Raw genomic sequence first — 23,629 nt, forward strand, 5'->3', positions numbered from 1 at the left:
TCATTCCTTTGATAAAGCACTAATAGGATTTAAATTTGCTGCATTTTTTGCTGGGAAAAATCCAAAAACCACTCCGATTAAAACCGAACTTAAAAGCCCTAAAAATACCGAATTTAATGAAAGTATCATCGTAAAACCAAAATTTAAAGAATTAAATACTTCAATGATGATAAAAGAAAGCATTACTCCAAAAATAGCCCCTAAAGAACAAATCAACACAGCTTCGATTAAAAACTGCATTAAAATATCTTCTTTTCTAGCTCCAATAGCCATTCTAACTCCAATTTCTCTTGTGCGCTCACTTACTGAAACAAGCATGATATTCATCACACCAATACCACCTACTATCAAAGATACCACTGCAATAGAAGAAATAAGTAAAGTCAAAGTAGCAGTATTTTCCTCAATGGCATTTTTAATCGCGTCAGAATTTATAGTAAAAAAATCTTTTTTTCCGCGTTTAATCTCTAAAATTTTTACCATAGCTTCTTCAGCCAAAGCAGGATTTACCTCATCTTTTACCTTAGTTACTATAGCTCTTATTTGTTTATCTCCTGTGATTTTATTCATCAAAGTAGAATAAGGAGTATAAATTTTAATGGTATTTTCATCAGCTCTAAAGCCTTTATTATCTCTTTCTTTTTTTAAAACACCAACTATAGTTAAAGGTTGCTTGTTAAAAATCACGCTTTTACCTAAAACATCTTTAACGCTGATATTATCAAATAAAATTCTCAAAGCATTTTCATCTATAATGCAAATATTAGTATTATCTTTTATATCTTCATTATTAATAAACCTACCATCTACCATCACAAAACCTCTAAGTCTTAGATGATTTGGTCCTACTCCATAAATTCTAGCTTGTAAAGAATTATTCTTATAAGTTACCACCCCTATTTTACCCACATCTGCTTCTACTGCTTCTAAATAAGGCAAAGAACTTAAGGTTTTTAAATCGCTTAAATTAAGCCTTGTTCTGCCTGATCGAATATCTCCCAAGCCACGCCCTGAAACAACTTCTATAGTATTAGTCCCAATAGAGCTAATAGAAGCAAGTATGTTTTGTTGGGCTCCAAGCCCTAAAGCAACCACGCAAACTACTGAAGCTATGCCTATGATAATACCAAGCATAGTAAGCAAAGAGCGTAGTTTGTGTGCTACAATGGAAGCTATGGACATTTTCAAACTTTCAAAAAGCTGATTTTTAAGCAAATTAAAGCTTTTTTTCTCTTTTGGCATTAACTTAGCTTTTATTTCATCTGCTTTTTTTGCACCATTATCACTTATAATCTTACCATCTTTAATTTCTATAACTCTTTTTGCTCTAGCAGCTATTTCCCTATCATGAGTGACTAAAACTACGGTGTGTCCTTGCTCATTTAGTTTATTTAAAATTTCTAAAACTATCTTACCGCTTTTAGAATCAAGCGCACCCGTTGGCTCATCTGCTAAAATAAGCTCACCACCATTCATCAAAGCTCTTGCTATGGAAACTCTTTGCTGTTGCCCACCACTTAGTTCATTTGGCTTAGAAAGTTCTTTATGATCAAGCTCTAAAAAAGAAAGTAATTCTTTAGCCTTTTGTGATCTTTCTTGTTTGTTTTTACCTGCATAAACAGCAGGTAAGGCTACATTATCTTTAGCATTTAAAAGACTAAGCAAATTATATCTTTGGAATATAAAACCAATTTTTTCGCGTCTAATTCTTGCTTTTTCATCTTTGCTTAAATTAGTTACTTCATATGCATCTAAAAAATATTTTCCACTACTTGGTTCATCAAGTGTGCCTATAATATTTAAAAGAGAGGTTTTACCACTTCCTGATTGTCCTATAATGGCTACAAATTCTCCCTTTTGAATATAAAGATTAATATTTTCTAAAATAGTTGTATTATTAATCTTTTTTTGTATATTTTCTAAGCGTATCATTTTTTATTTTTACCTATGATAACTAAATCACCCTCATTAATACCATCTAAAATTTGAGTATTTAAACTATCTTTGATACCTAATTTAACAGGTGTTTTTACACTTATATTATTGGCTTTTAAAATTTCTACATAATAACCACTTGTATCGCTTTTTATAGCTAAAGTTGGTATAACTAAAGTATTATTTTCTGTTTTAATAGCAATTTCATTTTCTGTACTCATACCTATGCGTAAAAAATTATTATCATTTTTTACAAAAACCCTTGCATAATAATACACAGCGCTAGTGCTAGTACTTGAGTTTGAGTTTAAATTTGTATTGCTTGTTGCATCACTTATGGTAGTATTTGCTGGATCTATACTTGAAATAGTTGCTTCATATTTTTTATCAGGCTCATTTAAAATGCTAAATTTTACCTTTTTTCCAACACTAATTTTATTAATATCAGCTTCAGCTATTTGCATACGAATTTCCATTTCACTTAAATCAGCCAAGCGCACTATACTTGGTGTATTTTGGTTTGCATTTACAGTTTGCCCCTCTTCAACTGCTACATTGATAATCTCACCCTTACTAGGTGCAGTTATAGTAGTATAAGCTAAATCTTTTTGAGCATTTTTTAAAGAAATTTCAAGTTGAGTAGTTTGAGCTTTTAAATCAGCCACATTTGCTCTTAAGGCATAAAAAGTATTTTTAAGATTTTCAAGATTTTCTAAAGAGGTAGCCTTTTTGGCATAAAGTTTTTGCTCTCTTTGGTATTGTTTAGTAGCTATATCAAGAGCGATTTTTTTACTTTCTAAATTTGCCTTTGCACTTTCAAGTCTAGCTTTAGTAATATCTAAATCATTTTGTTGTTTATCTTTATCAATTTGTGCGATTAAATCACCCTCATTAACACGATCGCCCAATTTTACATATAGTTTAGTAATTTGCCCACTAACTTGTGCACCAACATCAACTTGGGTTTTTGCATAAACTTCACCTATTGCTTCTATGCTTTGAGTAATGTCTTGTTTTTTAACCTCATAAGTTAGATAATTATATTCTTCCTTATTTGCAAAAAAGTAAAAATACACCCCTATAATAAGTATAATCAAAAATATGCTCAAATAAATTATTTTTTTCATTTTAATCCTTTAAAAACCGCATAATAAAACATTTGTGTGAAGTAAAAATAAAATTGTAGCAATAAAATATAATTTTAACAATTTTAAAGCTTATAAGGTATAAGATAAATTAAACTAAAAATAAGGAAATTATATGCAAGATTATTTAAATTTAATGCAAAATCGCTCTTCCATTAGAGCATATACTCAAGAAAAAATTTCTAGAGAGAACTTAGAATATATCTTAGAATGTGCTAGATTATCTCCTAGTTCTTTAGGGCTTGAACCTTGGAAATTCTTGGTTTTTCAAAAAGATGAACATAAAAAAGAAATTGCCAAAATAGCTAACAATCAAAATCATGTAGCAAATTGTGCTGCTATTATTGTTGTGATCTCAAGAGCTGATTTTAAAGATTATTTTGAAGAAAAACTAAAAAAGCGTGGTTTAAGCCAAGAAGAATTAAACAAACGCTTGCAAACCTATAAGCCATTTTTAGACGCAATGGATTTAGAACAAAGTTTTATTTATGCAAAAGAGCAAAGTCATCTTGCTATTGCAAATATTATCAATGCTGCTTATAGTTTAAATTTAGGTTCGTGTATTATCGGTGGCTTTGATAAAGATAAAATCAATCAATATTTAAATTTAGACACTACCAAACAAAGAGTATCTATGCTTATTGCTCTAGGACATGCCCAAAAAAATTCTAGTACAGAAAAAGCTCGTTTTGCATTTAATGAAGTGGTAGAATTTAAAGATTAATCAAATATCAAAACTCCATTTAAATTTTATATAATAAAATAATATTTTTAAAATAAAATGGAGTTTTAAATGCAAGGAAATTTTTTAAAGATTTTTGGCGTATTGCCATTTTTAGCAGTAGCTTTTATTAACGCTTTTGTGGATTTAGGACACAAAATCATCATACAAAATACCATTTATAAATTTTATGAAGATAGCACCCAACTTTTTCTAACTGCTATTGTCAATGCTTTAATGCTTTTGCCTTTTATTCTTATGCTTTCACCATCTGGATTTTTAGCGGATAAATTTCCTAAAAATAAAATCATGAAAATATCTGCATTATTTTCAGTAATATTAACTTGTATTATTTGTTTGTGTTATTATCTTGGAGCATTTTGGCTTGCATTTACAATGACTTTTATCATGGGAGTGCAATCTGCCTTATACTCTCCTGCAAAATATGGCTTTATAAAAGAATTAGTAGGAAAAGAGTTTTTAGCTATGGGAAATGGAGCTGTCAATGCAGTAAGTATTGTGGCTATTTTAGCCGGTATGGCAGTATTTTCTCTAAGCTTTGAAATGCTTTTTGAGTCAAATTTTAACACTCCTTCGGATATTTTAACACAAATTGCACCTTTGGGTTTTGTATTAATAGCTTTTGCTTTATTAGAACTTTTTTTAGCTTATAAACTTCCTAGCTTAAAAGAAGAAGATAAAAATTTAAGTTTTGATAAAAAACAATATTTACAAGGAAAGCTTTTAACCTCTAATTTAAAAACAATATTTTCTCATAAAATTATTTGGCTTTGTATTATAGGAATTTCACTTTTTTGGGCCATATCACAACTTTATTTAGTGAGTTTTCCTGTATATGCAAAAAATGATCTTTTCATAGAAAATACCTTTTATGTACAATGCTCTTTAGCTTTTTCTGGTATAGGAGTGATTATAGGATCGCTTGTTAGTGGTAAGTTTTCTAAAAATTACATCGAATTAGGTCTTATACCACTAGGTGCTTTAGGGGTTTTTCTAATGAGCATTTTAATGCCATTTTTAGAAAACTTACTAAGTTATAGTGTAGTGTTTTTTATTTTTGGTTTAAGCGGAGCATTTTTTATCATACCTTTAAACTCTCTAATACAATTTCATGCAAAAGAAAATGAACTAGGAAAAGTCTTAGCAGGAAATAATTTCATACAAAATATTTTTATGTTAGGCTTTTTAGCACTAGCTACTTTTGCTGCTTATGCTAAAATTGAAGTGATAAATTTGTTTTATTTTATCATCGCTGTGGCATTTTTTGGAAGCATTTATGTGCTAAGTAAATTGCCTTTTTCTTTAGTGCGTTTATTAATGAGTATAGCGTTTTTTCAACGCTACCGTTTATTGGTAGAAGGTTTTGAGAATATTCCTGAAAAAGGCGGAGCGTTATTACTTGGCAATCATATATCTTTTATAGATTGGGCTATTGTGCAAATGGCTATACCAAGAAAAATTTATTTTGTTATGGAAAAAAGCATTTATTCTAAGTGGTATATTAGAATTTTTCTTGATAAATTTGGAGTTATTCCTGTTTCAAGTGCTTCTAGCAAATCAAGCTTAGAGCTTATTGCTATGCATATTAAAAATGGAAATTTAGTTTGCCTTTTCCCAGAAGGAGTGCTTTCACGCCATGGACAGCTTAATGAATTTAAAGGTGGGTTTGAGTTAGTTTGCTCAAAATTAGAAGAACAAGATGGAGTGATTTTACCTTTTTATATTAGAGGACTTTGGGGAAGTGCTTTTTCAAGAAGTGATGAAGAATTTTCAGCAAGAAACCGCAAAATAAGTAAAAGAAAAATCGCTATTGCTTTTGGAAAAAGCTTGCCAATACACACTAAAAAAGAAGTGGTTAAAGCAAAGGTTTTTGAACTTTCATTTATTGCTTGGAAATCTCAATGTGAAAGTATGCATACTATAGCTAGAGCTTGGATAGATAGTGCTAAAAGAAATTTAAGTCAAATAGCTATTGTTGATCCTTTAATAGGTGGTATTACTTATAGAAAAATGCTTGCTTTAAGTTTAGTTTTTAGCTCTTTTATAAAAAATAGATCACATGAGTTAAATATACAACCTACCCAAGGAAGCTATGCTCCAAAAGAAGAATGTATAGGAATTTTGCTCCCTGCTTCCATGGCTAGCTCTCTTTGTAATCTAGCTGTATTACTTGCAAATAAAATCGTGGTAAATTTAAATTTCACAGCAGGTGTAAAAGCAATAAATCAAGCCATTCAAAGCTCTCAAATTCAACAAATTTATACTTCTAGAAAATTTATGGAAAAATTAGAAAATAAAGGCATAAAACTAGAATTTGAAGAGCATGTTAGAATTATTTTTATGGAAGATATTATCGCAAACTTTAAAAGACAAAAACTCAAAATCTTTTCTATGCTTGCTTTAGTAAGTATCTTACCTACTTGTTTAATAAAAGCATTATTTGCATCTAATAAACAAAACCTTGCCATAGCTGCTATATTATTTAGTAGTGGTAGCGAGGGAACACCTAAAGGAGTAATGCTAAATAATCGCAATATTTTAAGCAATATAGCCCAAATTTCAGATGTATTATGTGCAAAAAATGAAGATGTTATCTTATCTTCTTTGCCACCTTTTCATGCTTTTGGATTAACTGTAACTACTTTTATGCCTTTATTAGAAGGGATTAAAAGCATAACACATGCTGATCCAACAGATGCACTAGGTGTAGCAAAAGCTATAGTAAAAAACAATGTTAGCATTATGTGTGCTACTTCAACTTTTTTAGGTATTTATGCAAGAAATAAAAAACTTGATGCGATTATGTTTGAAAGCTTAAGGATTATTGTTTCAGGTGCTGAAAAACTCAAAAGCGAAGTAAGAACTGCCTTTGAAATGAAATTTAAAAAACCTATTTTTGAAGGTTATGGAGCCACTGAAACCACTCCGGTTGCAAGTGTGAATTTACCGAATAAATTTGATCCTGACTATTGGATTTTACACCGTGCAAATAAAGAAGGTAGTGTAGGTATGCCTTTACCAGGAAGTGCTATACGCATAGTAGATCCATCTACTTATGAAAGTTTAAATCATGGAGAAGATGGATTAATACTCATTGGTGGCCATCAGGTTATGGTGGGTTATTTAAACAATAAAGAAAAAACCGATGAAGTTATCAAAGAAATCGATGGCATACGCTGGTATAATACCGGTGATAAAGGCCATGTAGATGAGGATGGCTTTTTATATATAGTAGATCGTTATTCTCGTTTTGCAAAAATTGGTGGTGAGATGATATCTTTAGGAGCTTTAGAAGAAGAAATTGCTAAATTTATCAATACAGATATAGTAAAATTTTGCGCAGTTGCACTAGATGATGATAAAAAAGGTGAAATGGTATGCTTATTAGTAGAATGCCAAGAGCAAGATTTTGAAGGAATTTGTGAAGCAATTAAAAACTCTACTATGCCTGCTATTTTTAAACCAAGTAGATATTTTAAGGTAGAACAAATCCCACTTTTAGGCTCTGGCAAAGTGGATCTAAAAGGTGCTAAAGATTTAGCTAAAATCTTGCAAGAAAATTAATTCCCAAAGTAAATTTTACTTTGGGAAATTTTATAAACTATTTCTTTTAGTTTTACAATCATATTTTTTATCAAAAACAAGCTTATTATTTTCCTTAACTACTAATTTTCCCTTAATATAAAAATACTCCAAATCGCTAGTTTGTGTTAAGATTATATCCGCCTCCATCATACAACCCTCGCGTCCTATTTGCATTGTTTGAGTAATGGTATATTCTGCACTTAATGGGTTTTCATTTTGAAGTTTTAATTCTCTTTTTAAATTATGCTTTACTAAAACATCAACCTCATCAAATCTATAAACACCTTCTCCAAAAACCCCGCCAACACCATCTGTAATACAAGTCCAAGTATCGTTTAAAATATCATAAGAAATGCTTCTATCTACCCTACCTTCTTCTAAAAGTGTTATTGGAGTTAAAGGAGCACTTTGTGCTTGCATATTGATTTTATCGCTATCTTGACCACTAAAACATGGCAAATTAAATTCACACTCATTTAAATCTAAAGTCAAGGTTGAAATTTTTGGCATAGGCCAAAACATAGGCCAAAAAGAATTCGCTAATGATAATCTTATCTTAGAACCCTTGGCAAATCTATATCCACAAGCATCAAGTTTGATTTGCTTTTGGATAAATTCATCTTTTTTTAAAGGTATAAATTGCTCTTTATTATCACTTAATGCAAGATTGATTACTCCATAACTTACTCTTTTTACAAAACCATCAGCTCTAACTTCACTAAGTTGAGCAAAAAGCATAGCTTTTTCTTGATCGCTTGCAATTTTTACATTTAACATAGGAAAGCCTAAGACATCTAAATCTTGTTCTAAAAAATCACTTTCAAAAACAACTGCCATCCCATCATCTAACCTTTGATCGCTAGGACTTTCTCCTAAAACACCAGCTCCCATCCACTCTCCTGATAAAAGCCCATGATTTAGCGGGGTATTAATTTTGATAAATTCACTTGATTTTTTACATGTTAATTTATACGGATTTAAATAATATTTTTTATAGCTAATATCATTTTCAAAATCATTTAAAGCAACAAAACGACCTTCTACTTTCTCTGTTTTTGAATTTGGCTTAGAGCTATTTTCAATATATGCTTGTATCATAGGAGCTTCAAGTGCATCGTTTTCTTCATTTTTAAGCCATTTATCCCACCATTTAAGTGCTTCTTGTAAAAAACCCATTGCAGGCAAAGGTAAGCCATCATGAGGATAAACATGAGCCCAAGGACCAACGATAGCTTTTTTTGGAACTTTCAAACCATTCATTAGAGTAAAAACAGGATTAGTATAAGAATCAGCCCATCCATCTAATGCAAAAACAGGGACTTGTATATCATCATAATTTTCCCCAACAGATCCATGCTTCCAATAATCATCTTTTAAAGTATGCTCAAGCCATAATGTGGGCCATAAAGGCATGTTCTCAAGCCTATTGAACCATTTTTTTCTACCATTTGGATCAATTTTTGGATCAACAAAGCGTGATTGATATGCAAGCATGATATTACCCCACCAAAAATTATCATTAAGCAAACATCCGCCTTTATAATGAATATCCTCATTAAACCTATCATCGGTAAAACCTACTACTACAATTGCTTTTAAATTTTTAGGTCTTCTTGCTGCAACTTGTAAAGAATTAAAGCCACCCCAAGATTTACCCATCATACCAATATTCCCATCGCACCATTCTTGCTTTGCAATCCACTCAATGACTTCTAAAGCATCATCTTGTTCTTGTTTTAAATATTCATCTTCTAATAAACCATCAGATTCCCCACTTCCTCTAATATCAACCCTAACAACCGCATAGCCATTACTACTAAAATATCCGTGCATAGGCTCATCTCTGCCCCTTGTTCCATCATTTTTTCTATAAGGAATGTATTCTAATATAGCAGGAACTTTTTCTTTTACTTGAGGAAGCCAAATTCGTGATGAAAGCTTAGTGCCATCTTTTAAAACTATCCATTCATTTTCTATTACTCTAACCTTGTTTTTAAAGTTAAAAACAATTTCCTTCATTTCATCTCCTTTTTATTGTATTTTTTAATCCAAATCAAACAAAACATTACACCCAAAATAGCCATAGCTATCATAATAGTAAAATATATATGAAAACCTTTTACACCTGGGTATCTATCTAATAAATCTCCAGCAAGTAATGGTGCAAAAACTTCAGGCAAATACCCAAAAGTAGATACAACACCTATAGCCATACCCGCTAAATGTATAGGAATTTTTCCCTCACTAAGTAAAGAATAATAAATTCCAAAATTAGAATACATAGCTATATAAATTATAACACAAGCAGAAGTTAAAACACTCATTTGTAAAAATCCATTTAATTTTGAACTAAGCATTAAAAAAATAACACCAATTCCCATTAAAATAAAGCCTATCATCATTATTTTAGCTTTTCCATATCCATCTGCTATAAATCCACCCACTACAGAAGAAACCGGACGAATATATTGAGCCAATACCGTTAAAATAGCTGCAAAAACAGCAGAAGTTCCTATAACATTGCTTGCATAAGGAGTAAAATAATAAAAACTCATGTTAAAAAAATATGTACAAAAAGTAATAGCAACCACAAGCCAAAGAGCAGAATTTTTCAAAAGAAAAACCAAGTCTTTGATTTTAATCTTCTCACTTTGCTCATTAATATCATCTTTCAAAAGAAAAAACAATAAAATAGCACTTGCAATAGGAGCTATAGAATAAAACACAATAACCATTTCTATACCTTGTGCGGCTAAGGCTTTTGTTTGAAAATATCCAAAAATACTCGTAGCTATAGCCAAATGTGCAGCACCAACAACTCCTCTACCGCCTTCAAAAATTCCATAAGCCCTTGCTTGTTCTTTAGAATTTGCTAAACTCCTTACTATTTTCATCAAAGAAGGCCAAAAAGTTAATAATGAAGTAATCCCCCAAATTCCATAAATAATCAAAAGTGCATTTAAAGAAGTAAAATATAAATGCAATAAACCACCAAGTCCTGTAGCAATTAAAGAAAAAATCAATAATTTTTTTGGTGCAAAACGATCTGCTAAATAACCTCCTAAAGCATAAGAAAACAAACCAAGCAATCCATAAGCACTACCCAAAAGCCCCATTTCAAAATTATTTAAATGATAAAGACTCATATAATCATCATAATAATACTTTCTAAAATAAGGTAAACCATAAATAATAGATCCGCAAAAGGATAATAACAATAATGTTAAAAAATTATTTTTTAAACTTTGTCCTGTATTTTGTCCCATCAAAAACTCCTTTTGCATACTATATATAATTTTTATGTTTTTTTGCTTTTATATAAGTGATTTTATGCAAAAAATATTATAATAATATATTTTTTACACATTTTAATCTACTTTATTATAAAATTTTATTAATTTAATAATTTATAAGCATAAAAAATTTATTTACAAAATAAAAATAATTTCTGTTTTTTATTTTTTATTATTGTTTTTTTGATACATTTACATAAACTAAAAATTAAAAAAGGGAAATAATGAAAATTTTTGATATGGTAGTTATTGGTGCTGGCCCTGCAGGTATTGCAGCAGGAGTAGAAGCTAAAATAAAAAATAAAGAAGTTATTGTTTTAGAAAAAGCTGATGCGATTTGTCAAACCTTGGTAAAATTTTACAAAGAAGGCAAAAGAGTAGATAAAGCTTATAAAGGTTGTGATAGCACAAATCACGGGCATATAAATTTTGAAGATGGAACTAGAGAAAGTACGATAGAAACTTTCCAAAATGCCATTAAAGAGCATAATCTTGAAGTAAAGCTTTCTAGTGAAGTTGAAAGTGTTAAAAAAGATGGAGAAAATTTCATCGTTAGTACTGCAAATGAAAATTATATTTGTAAAAATGCAGTTATTGCCATAGGTAGAATGGGTAAGCCAAATAAACCAAGCTATACTTTACCTATAACTTTAACAAAAATCATCAATTTTAATGCAAATTCAACAAGCCAAGATGAAAAAATCTTAGTTGTAGGCGGTGGAAATTCAGCAGCAGAATACGCTATAGATTTAGCTAAAAATAACGATGTTACACTTTGCTATAGAAGAGAAACTTTCTCAAGATTAAACGATATTAATCTTGAAGATATTCAAAAAGCTTTTGAGCAAGGCAGTGTAAAAGCAAAACTCGGCATAGATATAACTGGTATTGAAGATGAAAATGGCAAAGCTAAAGTAAATTTCACTAACAATACAAGTGAAATTTATGATCGCATTATTTATGCTATTGGTGGTTCAACTCCACTTGATTTCTTACAAAAATGCTCTATAGAAGTTGATGAAAAAGGTGTGCCAAGCTTTGATGAAAACAAAGAAAGTAATGTAAAAGGATTATTTGTAGCAGGCGATATAGCGAGTAAAAACGGAGCTTCTATTGTAGTGGGTTTAAATGATTCATTTAAAATCTGCGATCATCTTTATAAATGCTAAAACTCTTTCAATATTCAAAAGGCTATCGTTATAATAATGATAGCCTTTTACTTTTTGACTTTTTATCTAAAAATAACTTAAAAGGAAATATCCTTGATATAGGATGTGGATGTGGAATTTTAGGACTTTTAGTAAAGCAAAAATTTCCAAATTCAAAAGTCTATCTACTAGATATTCAAGAGCAAAATATCAAACTAAGTTATAAAAATGCCAAAGAAAATAAACTTGAAATTCAAAGCATTTGCGAAGACTTTTTAAACTATAAAAGTGATATAAAATTTGATTTTTTAATCTCTAATCCTCCATTTTATAAAAAAAATACACAAAAAAGCCAAGATTTGCATTTATGTATATCAAGATATCAAGAATTTATGCCGCTTGAGAAGATGTTTGCTAAAATAAATACTTTAATCAAGCCAAATGGTAGTTTTTTTATGTGCTATGAGGCAAGTTTTTTAGATGAAATTTGTGCTTATTTAAAACAATTTAAATTAAAACTAGTTTCTCTTCAATGTATTCACACCAATACACAAACTAATGCAAGGCTTGTTTTAATGCATATTAAAAAAAATAATAAAAGCCCTTGTGTGATAATGCCTACGCTTTTTATGTATGAAAATAATGTTTTAAATCCAAAAATTAGCGAAATTTATGAAAATACAGGAACTATAAGCTATGATATGTGAAAAAAACTTTGATTATTCTTTTGATGAAAATGCTTGTAAAATATGCGGTGGAAAATGCTGCACTGGAGAAAGTGGATATATCTATGCTAGCAAAGAAGAGCTAGAAGCTATTGCTGCTTTTTTAAATTTAAACTTTGAAGCCTTTAAAGAACAATACCTTATCAAAGTTGGATTTAAATATAGTTTTAAAGAAGTAAAGCATGAAAATGGCTATCGTTGTATTTTTTTTGATACAATGTATAAAAAATGTTTAATTTACAAGCATAGACCAAAACAATGTAAAACTTTTCCATTTTGGGAGTATTTTAAAACACACAAAGAGGAGTTGAAAGAAGAATGTATAGGGGTTTGCTTTCACTAATTATCGTTTTTATCCTAACAAACCTTGCTTTGGCTAAAAGCGAAGATAAAATCTTACAAGCACTCATTTATGAAGAACATGGACAGTTTCAAAAAGCATGTGATATTTATACAAATTTATTTCATGAAAATAATGAAAGTATCTATTTGCAAAAAGCATTGCTTTTAGCTTTGGGTGCTAACTTAAAACAAAAAGATGAACTTTTAAAAGCCTCTAAAGAATTTTTAAATCATACAGCTATTGCAAGATTAAATGCTTTGCATTTTTTTGAAATAGGAGATTATAAACAAGCCGAAACTATACTTTATAAACTCATTAAAGAAGAGCAAGATTATAGAAACTATGAAATACTAGGTGATATTTTTGCTAAAAAAGCTTTATACACCAAAGCTTTAGAGCAATACAATCTTGCTTATAAGCTTTTTGAACATGAAAATTTATTACTTAAAATAGTTGAAATTAATATTAAAAATAAAAATATCGATCAAGCTAAAAAAGCTTTAGAAGAATTTGTAAAAAATTCACAATGCACTCTTAAAACATGCACCCTACTTTTAAAAATTTATCAAGAGCAAAAAAACAATAAGGCAAGCATTCAAACCCTTGAAAAACTATATAAACTCAACAATGATATTAAATATATATATGCTATGATAGAATTACTAGTGCAAGAAAAAAATTATAAACAAGCTCTAAATTTAGTCCAACAATACAACATAGATCCTGATACTAAAATTTTCTTATATACACAAACAAAAAATTATAAAAAAGCTTACGAAATAACTTTAAAACATTATGAACTTAGCAAAGATAAAAAATACCTTTCTATGGCAGGGGTTTTAGAATTTGAAATTTATATGGATTCTAAAAGTAAAAAAATCACGGATCCAAAAATTCTAGCTTCTATTATGAAAAAATTTGAACAAAGTGTAGATGTGCGTAGCGATGCTTTATATCAAAACTACTATGGCTATGCCTTAATCGAATATGATATTGATATTGCAAAAGGCATAGAATTAGTAGGCTGGGCACTTGAACAAGAACCACAAAATCTTTACTACCTAGATTCTTTAGCTTGGGGCTATTATAAACTTAAAAATTGCAAAAAAGCTTATGAAATTTTACAAAAAACATTCCACGATAAAGAATTTGCAAATTCCCAAGAAAGCAAAGATCACTTAAAGGCCATTGAAAAATGTTTAAAACAATAGATTTAAAAGATCATTTTTCAAAAACACAAAAAATTCTAGAAAATAAAAAAGAAATTTTTCCTTATGATATGCTAGGCAGAAGCCTAGCTTCTAATGCTTTTTATCCTAAAGATATTTACACACTTTTGCTTGAAAGAAAACTTTCGCATTTTTTATATTCCAAAGATTTAAATTTTAATCATGAAAATTTTGATGCTATCGTTTTACCAACAAGTCCTTTGCTTAATCAAGACATACAAAATTTAAGTCTTTTTAGACGCTATCATGAAAAACCCATTGTGCAATTTGACTTTATTTTTGATGAATATCAAATTTTAGAAAGCTTGGTATATGGAGCTGATGCGTTTATTGTATTTCCTAAAATGCTAAAAACTATACAACTAAAAAAACTTTATAATTTTGCAATACATCTTGGCTTAGAGGCCATTTTTTATATTGAAAGCAAAAGTGATCTTAATAATGCTATTTTAGCAGGAGCTAGAATTTTTTTATTAGAAGATGAAAAGCTATTACCTTTGATACCAAAAAATAAAGCTCTTATAAGTAAAAATATCAAAAATCTGCATGCTTGCATAAAGGAGAGTTGATGGAGTATTTATACGCACCTTGGAGGGATGTTTATTTTAATAATAAAGATAAAAATTTTTGCCCTTTTTGTCATTGTAAGTATGAACTCAATGAAGATGAAAAACTTGGGGTAATTTTTAGAGCTAAAGAATGTTTTGGCATTATGAATAAATACCCTTATAGTCCGGGTCATTTCATGATTATCCCTTATGAGCATTTAGAAAATATAGAAGATTTAAATAATGATGCATGGCTAGAAATTAGCCATTTTGTGCGTATTGGAGTTAAAATTTTAAAAGAAAACTTTCATGCCAAGGGTGTTAATATAGGTATGAATTTAGGCAGTGCAGCAGGAGCTGGCATAGCGCCGCATTGTCATTATCATTTAATCCCAAGATGGCAAGGGGATACAAATTTTATCACTACCATAGGACAAACTAGAATTTGTGGGAGTGATTTGGAAAAAGTTTATACCACCTTATGCAAAGCTTTTAAAGACTATGTATAAAGAAGTTGATTTTGAAAATTTTTTAAAATTTAATTTTGATCTTTTAATTGATGTAAGAAGTCCCAAAGAATACAAACTTGCTCATATAAAATCTGCGCAAAATTACTACGCATTAAATGATAATGAATTTGAAGAAATAGGCACACTTTATAAGAAAAATAAAGGCTTAGCTAAAGCAAAAGGTGCAAGTTATATTTGTAAAAATATGAGTGAACATATTAATAAACTTTATCAAAATTATAAAATAGGTTCTTTGGTGGGAATTTATTGTGCAAGAGGTGGTAAAAGATCAAAAGCTATTGCTTTAATCTTGGCTGAACTTGGTTATAGAGTTGTAAGATTAGAAGGTGGATACAAGGCCTATAGAAGTTATGTGAGTGAGTTTTTTAGGAAAGATTTAAATATTGAGTTTTTATGTCTTTGTGGCAATACAGCAAGTGGTAAAAGTGATTTAATCCAAACTTTAAACAATGCTTTAAATTTAGAAAAACTAGCTAATCACCAAGGATCAAGTTTTGGTAAAATTTATGGAGAACAACCAAGCCAAAAAGCCTTTGAAGATAAGTTGTTTTATTTTTTAAAAGATTATACTCACAAAACTTGTTTTATAGAAGCTGAAAGCAGACAAATTGGAAATTTAACTATCCCGCTAAATTTATATAATAGTATGCAAAAAGCTAAGAAAATTTGGTGCGAGTGTGATATAAATTTACGCATTCAAAGAGCTTTAAAAAACTATACTCCAATGGATAAAAAAGTGTTTTATCAATGTGTTGAGAAAATCTCACCCTATATCAGTAAAGACTTCAAGATAAAACTTTGTAAAAATTATGAAGAGAATAATTTAGAACTTTGTGTAAAAATGCTTTTTGAATATTATGATAAAGTATATAAAAAACCTGCAAAAATTGATTATTTTATAAATAGCTCTAATTTAAATGAAGCTAAAAAATATCTTATGAGTTTAAACTCATAAGATTATATTTACAAAAATTACAAAAATAATACTTGAAAGAATTCCAGCAACTGGTAAAGTAATAACCCAAGCTAAACCAATAGGTTTCATCATACCCCATTTAGCATCTTTATTAAACACCCCTATACCTAAAATAGCACCGATTAAAATATGGGTTGAGCTAACTGGAATTCCAAGTTGAGTTGCTAAAAGTATAACAATACTTGCACCAAGTTCAGCACTAAAGCCTGTTGTTGGCTTAATTTCTGCTAGTTTTGAACCAACAGTTTGAATAACTTCTTTACCTAAAAACCAAAGTCCAATAACCAAAGCTATACCAAACATAAGCATTACAGCAAATGGCACTGGCGAACTTGGATTAATGGTATTATTTTTAAGCACATCCAAAATCGCAGCAAATGGCCCAAGAGCATTAGCTATATCATTAGCTCCATGCGAAAAAGCAAAACTAGAAGCAGTAAAAATTTGAAACCACGAAAAAATCTTTTCTATAGTTTTATTTACTTCAGTTTTTTTCATCAATCTTACAACAGCCAAAGTAACTATATAAGCAAAAATAGAAATAATAGAAACTATCCATAAATTCTGCACCATATCTAAAGTAGAAACTTTATTTAAACCTTTAAATAAAAACATTGACGCTATTATTAAAGCAGCTATCCCTGCAACCAAAGGAACATGAAATTTCATTTTAGAAAAAACATCTATATTTTTTTCTTTTTCTTTTAATTCTTTAATTTTTAACTTATATTCACTTCTTTTTTCATCATCATCTAAAACAATGGCACTTAATTCTTTAATTTGCTCTTCTTGACTTTTGTTTTTTAAATTGATAAAAAAATTTTCTTTAAACTCCTTTTTTTCTTTTTTAATTTCTTTTATTTGCATATTAATCAAAGCCGAAGGTTGAAGTATTTTTTTATAAATATAAGCATAAATTAAATACGCCACAAGTCCACCAAGTAAAGGAGAAATAACCCAACTCATAGCTATTTTATAAATACCATTCCAATTTACCATAGAAAAAGCTTGGTCTTGATCAAAAAATACAAACCCCATAGCTATACTTGAACCTACAATACCACCTATAATGCTATGAGTAGTAGAAACTGGAAGTCCTTTTTTTGTTGCTATAAATAACCAAATACCTGAACTTAGCAAAGCTGAAAGCATAACACATACAAACACCATAGGATCAACACTATCTGGTAAAACCACTATACCACTTCTTATAGTATTAGTTACTTCCCCACCTGCAAACACAGCCCCACTTAATTCAAATACTGCTGCAATAATTAAAGCTTGCTTAATAGTAACTGTCTTAGCTCCCACGCTAGTGCCAAATGAATTTGCAACATCATTACCGCCAACATTAAAGGCCATAAAAATTCCAAATACACTAGCAAGAATAAATAATATCATGGAATTATTAGGAATGTAATTATAACCCCAAACAAAAAAACACAAAACGCTTACAATAAAAATAAAAAATGCAATGGTATTGTCTTTACTCAAGCATTCTCCTTAAGAAATTATTTTAAGAATATTTTAGTAACTTTTACTTATTTTTTTCTTTGATTTGTAAAAATTGTAAAGCAGATTTTACTGCTTGCATATAACTTTGTAAGTTTATTTTTTCATTTTTATAAGCCCTATCATAAGCTGTTCCATGATCAACACTAGTTCGAATTATGGGTAAATTTAAACTCGCATTAATACTTTTATCAAAATACAAAGCTTTTAAAGGTGCTAAAGCTAAATCATGATACATACTAACTAAATACTTGCATTTACTTAATGCAAAAGGAGTAAAAGCACTATCGGCCACTAAAGGCTCACTTAAAAAAATATTTTCCTTATAAGAAAACTCTTTTTCTTTTTGACTTAAAAAATATTCATTTTCCAAATTTTGTAAATTTAATGCATGATCTTTTAAAAATACATTTGCCATTCTTATAGCTTTTTTTATTTCCTGCTCTTCTTCTCCGCCTATTACGCCATTATCACTTGCATGAGGATTAAAACCCAAAACTCCAATTTTTTCAAATAAAGTGCATTGATAAAAATTAATTAAAAATTTCGCAAGTTCAAAAGCCTTAATTTCTTTATAAACATCTCTTAAAGGCATATGCTCAGTATATAAAGCCACAAAAAGCTCATCACACCCTAACATCATAATAGCATCTTGTTTGAAAAAATCTCTTAGTGCTTCAGTATGACCTTTATAGCTCACTCCTGCCATTTGCCAAGTTTTTTTATTAATCGGTAAAGTTACTAAAGCATCTAAAAATAAATGCGTGCAATAACTAGCTCCTTCAAAACTTAAAAAAGAATAAGCTCCACTTTTAGCGTCTAAATTTGCAGGATTTAACTCAAAATCAAAATCAATAATTTTATTAGCTTGATATAAAAACTCATAAATTAAAAAATTTTCTTTTTCTTCTTTAAAGGCAAAATGTGGTTTTAAAGCATTAGAAATTTCAACTAAATTGATTTTAGATTTAGGATTTATTTTTAAAAGTTTATTTGCTTTTTGAAATAATTCATAATGCACAAAATAATATGGCTCACAAATTTTTACTAGCTCATCATGACAAGATAATAAAATTTGCATACCTATACCATTTAAATCTCCTATACTAATAGCAATTTTTTTCATCTTTTAATCAAAGCTTTCATTTGCAATATAGCTTTTTCTAAGCCTACAAAAACCGATCTTGCTACTATGCTTTGACCTATATTTAACTCTTCTATTTCTAAAATATCCACAATATTTTTTACATTTTTATAATTAAGCCCATGACCAGCTGCCACTCTTAAATTTAAACCCTTAGCCAAACTCGCACTTTGTTTTAATCTTTGGAGTTCATTTTCTAAAAGCTTTTTGAGTTCATTTTTACTTAAAATTAATTCAGGCAATGCATAAGAAGTTTGATTGATATTGGTATATAATGCATTATAAATATTAGCATACAATCCTGTATGAAGCTCTATAAAATCAGTATTTAAAGAAGATGATTTATTAATATCTTCTAAATTTGGATCAATAAATAAAGAAACTTCAATTTGCTCTTGTTTTAAAGCATTAATGGCTTCTTGTAGTTTTTTATTGTCTAAATTTAAACCACCTTCTGTTGTAAGCTCTTGTCTTTTTTCAGGTACTAAAGTAACGCGCGAGGGTTTGTATTTTAAAGCATATTCTATCATATCAATAGAGCATTCTAAATTCACTACACACTTGCAATATTTTAAGATATTTTCTAAATCAAACTCATTAGCATGACGACGATCTTCTCTCACATGGATAGTGATTTGATCAGCTAAATTTGCACTCAAAATAGCAGCTTCAAGTAAATCAGGATCATTTACTTTTCTAGCTTCTCTTAAAACTGCTATATGATCGATATTAACCCCTAAAAGCATAAGTTTTCCTTATAAGTTTTTTGCTATTATACTTTAAATTTTTTAAGGAGAGCTAGTGCTAGGTATTGATATGGGTTCAAATACATTAAGAGCTGTTTTGATGGATGAGAATTTTAATAAATTAAAAAGTGAAGAATTTATCATAGGAGCAGCTAAAAATATGCAAAATGACACCATTAGTGATGAAGCTATAGAAAGAATTTTTAGCGCTTTGAAAATCTTAAAAGAAAAAAATTATAACTTAAGTCAAGCTAAAGCAGTCGCCACAGCTGCTTTTAGAAAAGCAAAAAATACTAAGCTTATTTTTGAAAAAATTCAAAAAGAATTTAAACTTGATATAAAATTAATCGATGCAAAAACCGAAGCAAAACTAAGCGTTTTAGGTATGCAAGAGCGTCTTAAAGCTCTTAAACTTTTTAGAAAAGACTTAAGTTATTGTGATTTGGGCGGTGCTTCTTGTGAAATTTCAAATGATAAGTTTAGCAAAAGTTATGATTTTGGAATCATTAGTTTTTATGAAAGAATGCATTTTAAAGCCATAAAACCAAGTATTTATGTAAGATTTTTTAAAAAATATCCACAAAATCTTGTGCGTATTAAAGATGAAAAATTAAAAATTCATCTAAGCCCCTACCCTGCGCATTTAAAGCAACTTGCCTTAAAAGCTTTTAATCTTAGTAAAGATATAAAATTAAAAGGAAATTTTTTCATACTAAATTCAGGAGTACCTACCACACTTTGTGCTTATAAACAAAACATAAAATACAAAGATTATCTAGAAGAAAGTGTAAATGGCAAAATACTCAAACGCAAAGATTTTTTTGATTTTGCATTAAAAATTTGGAATTTAGAACAAGAAAAAGCTAAAATTTATCTTGGAGAAAATAGAAAAAAATACCTCATAGCAGGCTCAATGATACTTTTTGCTTTATTTAATAAGCAAAAGCTCATTGTGATTGATGATGGTGTTAGAGAAGGTGTGTGTATAGCACATTTTAAAAATATCAAATTTTAAAGGAGAAAAAATGAGTTTAAAAGATCAAATTTTAGAAGATATCAAAGAAGCTATGCGTAATAAAGATGATTTTAAAAGAAACACTTTAAGAACGCTTAATGCTAGCTTTAAACAAATAGAAGTTGATGAGAGAATCACACTTAATAATGAAAGAATATATAAAATCATTGCGAGTGAGATTAAAAAACGAAATGAAGCCGCACTTGCTTTTAGCAAAGGTTCTAGAGAAGATTTAGCACAAAAGGAACTCCAAGAAGTAGCTATTTTAAGTGCTTATTTACCAAAACAACTTAGCGATAAGGAATTAGAAAGTGAGCTAAAAAAACTTATAGAAAAACTACAAATTAGCTCTTTAAAAGAACAAGGTATTTTGATGAAAGAAGCTAAAGCAGCTTTTGGCGCGAGCGTTGATGGTAAAAGACTTAATGAAATGGTAAGAAAGCTTTTAGCATGAAAAAAGTTTTAACACTTTGCGCCTTAGCTTTAAGCTCTTTTGCTTATACTCAATATGAATTACATCCTAGCTTTAAAGCTTATTTTAAAGACTGCTCTTTATTAATGGATAAATATTATTATATTAATTGTTATGATTATAATTATAAAGGCACTAAGGCAATTGCTTATAAACTAGAAGCTAAAATTTTAAATCAAGGGCACATCAAAAAACGCCCAAAATTTAAAGATGATACCAATATTCCTAAAAAGTATAGAACTTATTGGGAGGATTATCTAAGAAGTGGTTATACAAGAGGGCATGTTGTACCAAATCAATCCATGAATGCAACCCCACAAGCCCAACTTAGCACTTTTTTAATGAGCAATATCACTCCGCAAAAAAAAGATATTAATGCAGAAATTTGGAATGAAATCGAACAAAGAGAAAGATATTTAGCAAAGAAAAATAAAGAATTAGAAGTCTTAAATTTAGTACTTTATGATGATAAGCCAAAACGCATTAAAAACAACATAGCCATTCCTAGTTTTTATATCAAAATTCTTAAGGCTAAAAATTTCACTGAATGTTATAAAGTGCCAAATAATGATAATTTTGCAAGATTTGATAGAAATTATTTTAAGGAAGATTGTAAAAAATATATTGATTAAACTAGAAGCAACAAGGCTTCTAGTTTAGTTTTTACTCAACTTCAGCATCAATTACATCATCATCTTTTTTCTTTTGAGCGTTTGGTTCTTCTTTTTTATACATATTTTCTGCTAATTTATGAGAAACTTCACTTAAAGCTTTCATTTTGCCTTCGATTTCTTCTTTAGAAGCATTAGCATTTTTCAATGTCTCTTTTAACTCATCTAAAGCTTTTTGAATATTTGCTTTATCATCATCGCCTACTTTATCTCCAAGCTCACTTAAAGATTTTTCTACTTGATGTACCAAGCTATCAGCAGCATTTCTAGCTTCTACTGCTTCTTTGCGTTTTCTATCTTCTTCTTTGTGAAGCTCTGCATCTTTTACCATGTTGTTGATTTCTTCTTCACTTAATCCACTTGAACCTGTGATTTTAATCTCTTGAGCCTTACCTGTAGCTTTATCTTTTGCACTAACTGTTAAAATACCATTTGCATCAATATCAAAAGTTACTTCAATTTGTGGCATACCACGAGGTGCTGGTGGAATTCCTTCAAGATTGAAATTTCCTAAAGATTTATTATCACGGCTAAATTCTCTCTCACCTTGTAAAACATTGATAGTAACTGCGCTTTGATTATCTTCAGCAGTTGAGAAAACTTGCTCTTTTTTAGTTGGTATAGTTGTACCTTTTTCGATGATTTTAGTCATCACACCACCTAAAGTTTCAATACCTAAAGAAAGCGGAGTAACATCAAGCAATAATACATCTTTAACATCACCTTTAATAACCGCACCTTGAATTGCCGCACCTATTGCAACAACTTCATCAGGATTTACTGATTTATTAAGCTCTTTTCCAAAGGCTTTTTTAACTTCTTCTTGTACTAGTGGAACACGAGTAGAACCACCCACCATAACAATTTCTTTTACTTCACTTTTATCAAGCCCTGCATCTTTTACTACTTCATTAATTTTGCTAATAGTTTCAGCAACTAAACCATCAATCATACTTTCAAATTTAGCTCTTGTTAGAGTTTTAGTTAAGTGTTTTGGGCCACTTGCATCAGCTGTGATAAATGGTAAATTAATATTAGTTTCATTAGCTGAACTTAATTCTTTTTTAGCATTTTCAGCTGCTTCTTTTAATCTTTGCAAAGCCATTACATCGTTTTTAAGATCAATACCTGTTTCATCTTTAAACTCATTTGCTAAAAAATCGATTAATTTATTATCAAAATCATCACCGCCTAAAAATGCATTACCGCCTGTTGCTAAAACTTCTACAACATTATCACCTGTTTCAAGCACAGTAACATCAAATGTACCACCGCCTAAATCATAAACTACAATTTTTTCACTTTCTTTTTTATCAAGTCCGTAAGCCAAAGCTGCTGCAGTTGGTTCGTTAATAATTCTTAATACATTCAATCCTGCAATTTGTCCTGCTTCTTTTGTAGCTTTTCTTTGTGCATCATTAAAATACGCTGGAACAGTAATAACCGCATCTTCTACTTTTTCACCCAAGAAAGCTTCTGCATCTTCTTTTAATTTCATTAAAACTTTTGCTGAAATTTCTTGTGGAGTATAAATTTTACCTGCTATTTCAATCGCACAAGCCCCATTTCTCTCTGTGATATGATAAGGTAAGCGATTTTTAGCTTCTTTTGCTGCTTCTTCATTAATCATCAAACCCATGATTCTTTTTATGGAATAAATAGTTTTTTCAGGATTAGTCACAGCTTGACGCTTAGCGCTATCTCCAACTAAAACTTCACCTTTATCTGTAAAAGCAACTACTGAAGGGGTAGTGTTTTTACCTTCTTTATTTGGGATAACTTTACTCTCACCTCTTTCATATACACTCACACAAGAATTTGTTGTACCTAAATCTATACCTATAACTTTTGCCATTTTTTATCCTTTTTA

General features: G+C 29.6%; 20 protein-coding genes. 12 read left to right on the top strand and 8 right to left on the bottom strand.

The window, feature by feature from the left end; translation table 11 throughout:
* Both L8X50_RS00180 and L8X50_RS00185 read right to left on the bottom strand, forming a co-directional pair.
* Window positions 1–1,932, bottom strand: coding sequence for an ABC transporter permease (locus L8X50_RS00180; protein ID WP_263660066.1), 1,932 nt, complete (start codon window positions 1,930–1,932; stop codon window positions 1–3).
* The gene (locus tag L8X50_RS00185; RefSeq protein ID WP_263660067.1) at window positions 1,929–3,062 is read right to left on the bottom strand and encodes an efflux RND transporter periplasmic adaptor subunit; all 1,134 of its coding nucleotides are present in this window, start codon (window positions 3,060–3,062) and stop codon (window positions 1,929–1,931) included. The genes L8X50_RS00180 and L8X50_RS00185 overlap by 4 nt, the downstream gene beginning before the upstream one ends.
* Before the next feature lie 133 nt (window positions 3,063–3,195).
* Between L8X50_RS00185 and L8X50_RS00190 the strand changes: the two genes are divergently transcribed.
* Both L8X50_RS00190 and L8X50_RS00195 read left to right on the top strand, forming a co-directional pair.
* Complete coding sequence (locus L8X50_RS00190) at window positions 3,196–3,804, top strand: NAD(P)H-dependent oxidoreductase (protein ID WP_133318817.1); 609 nt, start codon at window positions 3,196–3,198, stop codon at window positions 3,802–3,804.
* A gap of 69 nt (window positions 3,805–3,873) precedes the next feature.
* Window positions 3,874–7,386 carry an acyl-[ACP]--phospholipid O-acyltransferase gene (locus tag L8X50_RS00195; protein ID WP_263660068.1) on the top strand — a complete coding sequence of 1,171 codons (3,513 nt, stop codon included), beginning with the start codon at window positions 3,874–3,876 and terminating at the stop codon, window positions 7,384–7,386.
* A 30-nt stretch (window positions 7,387–7,416) separates the two neighbouring features.
* Here the strand turns inward: L8X50_RS00195 and L8X50_RS00200 are convergent, their stop codons facing one another.
* Both L8X50_RS00200 and L8X50_RS00205 read right to left on the bottom strand, forming a co-directional pair.
* Window positions 7,417–9,426 (bottom strand): CocE/NonD family hydrolase, encoded by a 2,010-nt coding sequence (locus tag L8X50_RS00200; protein ID WP_263659108.1) that lies wholly within the window; start codon window positions 9,424–9,426, stop codon window positions 7,417–7,419.
* The gene (locus tag L8X50_RS00205; RefSeq protein ID WP_263660069.1) at window positions 9,423–10,673 is read right to left on the bottom strand and encodes an MFS transporter; all 1,251 of its coding nucleotides are present in this window, start codon (window positions 10,671–10,673) and stop codon (window positions 9,423–9,425) included. The genes L8X50_RS00200 and L8X50_RS00205 overlap by 4 nt, the downstream gene beginning before the upstream one ends.
* Before the next feature lie 251 nt (window positions 10,674–10,924).
* Between L8X50_RS00205 and L8X50_RS00210 the strand changes: the two genes are divergently transcribed.
* Genes L8X50_RS00210 through mnmH form a run of 7 tightly spaced genes read left to right on the top strand, consistent with a single transcriptional unit; the run spans window position 10,925 to window position 16,178 of the window.
* Entirely contained in the window at window positions 10,925–11,869 is a 945-nt protein-coding gene (locus L8X50_RS00210) for an NAD(P)-binding domain-containing protein (protein ID WP_263660070.1), read from the top strand.
* Complete coding sequence (locus L8X50_RS00215) at window positions 11,863–12,555, top strand: tRNA1(Val) (adenine(37)-N6)-methyltransferase (protein ID WP_263659105.1); 693 nt, start codon at window positions 11,863–11,865, stop codon at window positions 12,553–12,555. The genes L8X50_RS00210 and L8X50_RS00215 overlap by 7 nt, the downstream gene beginning before the upstream one ends.
* A complete protein-coding gene (locus L8X50_RS00220) occupies window positions 12,545–12,916 on the top strand; it encodes a YkgJ family cysteine cluster protein (protein WP_263659104.1) in 372 nt (123 codons plus the stop codon). The genes L8X50_RS00215 and L8X50_RS00220 overlap by 11 nt, the downstream gene beginning before the upstream one ends.
* Window positions 12,892–14,127 carry a tetratricopeptide repeat protein gene (locus tag L8X50_RS00225; protein ID WP_263660071.1) on the top strand — a complete coding sequence of 412 codons (1,236 nt, stop codon included), beginning with the start codon at window positions 12,892–12,894 and terminating at the stop codon, window positions 14,125–14,127. Before L8X50_RS00220 ends, L8X50_RS00225 begins: the two co-directional genes overlap by 25 nt.
* The gene (locus tag L8X50_RS00230; protein ID WP_263660072.1) at window positions 14,112–14,714 is read left to right on the top strand and encodes an indole-3-glycerol-phosphate synthase TrpC; all 603 of its coding nucleotides are present in this window, start codon (window positions 14,112–14,114) and stop codon (window positions 14,712–14,714) included. Before L8X50_RS00225 ends, L8X50_RS00230 begins: the two co-directional genes overlap by 16 nt.
* Window positions 14,714–15,202: an HIT family protein gene (locus L8X50_RS00235; protein ID WP_263660073.1), complete on the top strand. Its 489-nt coding sequence runs from the start codon at window positions 14,714–14,716 to the stop codon at window positions 15,200–15,202. The genes L8X50_RS00230 and L8X50_RS00235 overlap by 1 nt, the downstream gene beginning before the upstream one ends.
* A complete protein-coding gene (gene mnmH, locus L8X50_RS00240) occupies window positions 15,195–16,178 on the top strand; it encodes a tRNA 2-selenouridine(34) synthase MnmH (protein WP_263660157.1) in 984 nt (327 codons plus the stop codon). Before L8X50_RS00235 ends, mnmH begins: the two co-directional genes overlap by 8 nt.
* Here the strand turns inward: mnmH and L8X50_RS00245 are convergent.
* From L8X50_RS00245 to L8X50_RS00255, 3 genes are read right to left on the bottom strand one after another with little or no spacing between them, the layout of a single operon-like run.
* Complete coding sequence (locus tag L8X50_RS00245) at window positions 16,173–17,693, bottom strand: inorganic phosphate transporter (RefSeq protein ID WP_133318806.1); 1,521 nt, start codon at window positions 17,691–17,693, stop codon at window positions 16,173–16,175. The genes mnmH and L8X50_RS00245 overlap by 6 nt on opposite strands.
* 43 nt (window positions 17,694–17,736) lie before the next feature.
* Window positions 17,737–18,837, bottom strand: a complete 1,101-nt coding sequence (pdxA, locus tag L8X50_RS00250; RefSeq protein WP_263660074.1) for a 4-hydroxythreonine-4-phosphate dehydrogenase — start codon at window positions 18,835–18,837, stop codon at window positions 17,737–17,739.
* Window positions 18,834–19,601 (bottom strand): pyridoxine 5'-phosphate synthase, encoded by a 768-nt coding sequence (locus L8X50_RS00255; RefSeq protein WP_263660075.1) that lies wholly within the window; start codon window positions 19,599–19,601, stop codon window positions 18,834–18,836. Before L8X50_RS00255 ends, pdxA begins: the two co-directional genes overlap by 4 nt.
* Window positions 19,602–19,656: 55 nt before the next feature.
* Between L8X50_RS00255 and L8X50_RS00260 the strand changes: the two genes are divergently transcribed.
* Genes L8X50_RS00260 through L8X50_RS00270 form a run of 3 tightly spaced genes read left to right on the top strand, consistent with a single transcriptional unit; the run spans window position 19,657 to window position 21,720 of the window.
* Window positions 19,657–20,616 carry a Ppx/GppA family phosphatase gene (locus L8X50_RS00260; protein ID WP_263660076.1) on the top strand — a complete coding sequence of 320 codons (960 nt, stop codon included), beginning with the start codon at window positions 19,657–19,659 and terminating at the stop codon, window positions 20,614–20,616.
* A gap of 10 nt (window positions 20,617–20,626) precedes the next feature.
* Window positions 20,627–21,070, top strand: coding sequence for a GatB/YqeY domain-containing protein (locus L8X50_RS00265; RefSeq protein ID WP_263660077.1), 444 nt, complete (start codon window positions 20,627–20,629; stop codon window positions 21,068–21,070).
* The gene (locus L8X50_RS00270; RefSeq protein WP_263660078.1) at window positions 21,067–21,720 is read left to right on the top strand and encodes a DNA/RNA non-specific endonuclease; all 654 of its coding nucleotides are present in this window, start codon (window positions 21,067–21,069) and stop codon (window positions 21,718–21,720) included. Before L8X50_RS00265 ends, L8X50_RS00270 begins: the two co-directional genes overlap by 4 nt.
* 31 nt (window positions 21,721–21,751) lie before the next feature.
* On the opposite strand, the gene dnaK is transcribed toward L8X50_RS00270, so the two are convergent.
* Complete coding sequence (dnaK, locus tag L8X50_RS00275) at window positions 21,752–23,614, bottom strand: molecular chaperone DnaK (protein WP_114640400.1); 1,863 nt, start codon at window positions 23,612–23,614, stop codon at window positions 21,752–21,754.
* Window positions 23,615–23,629: the final 15 nt, after the last annotated feature.

It is taken from the genome of Campylobacter sp. CNRCH_2013_0898h (assembly GCF_025772965.1).
In the GTDB taxonomy this organism is placed as follows: Bacteria; Campylobacterota; Campylobacteria; order Campylobacterales; family Campylobacteraceae; genus Campylobacter_D; species Campylobacter_D lari_D.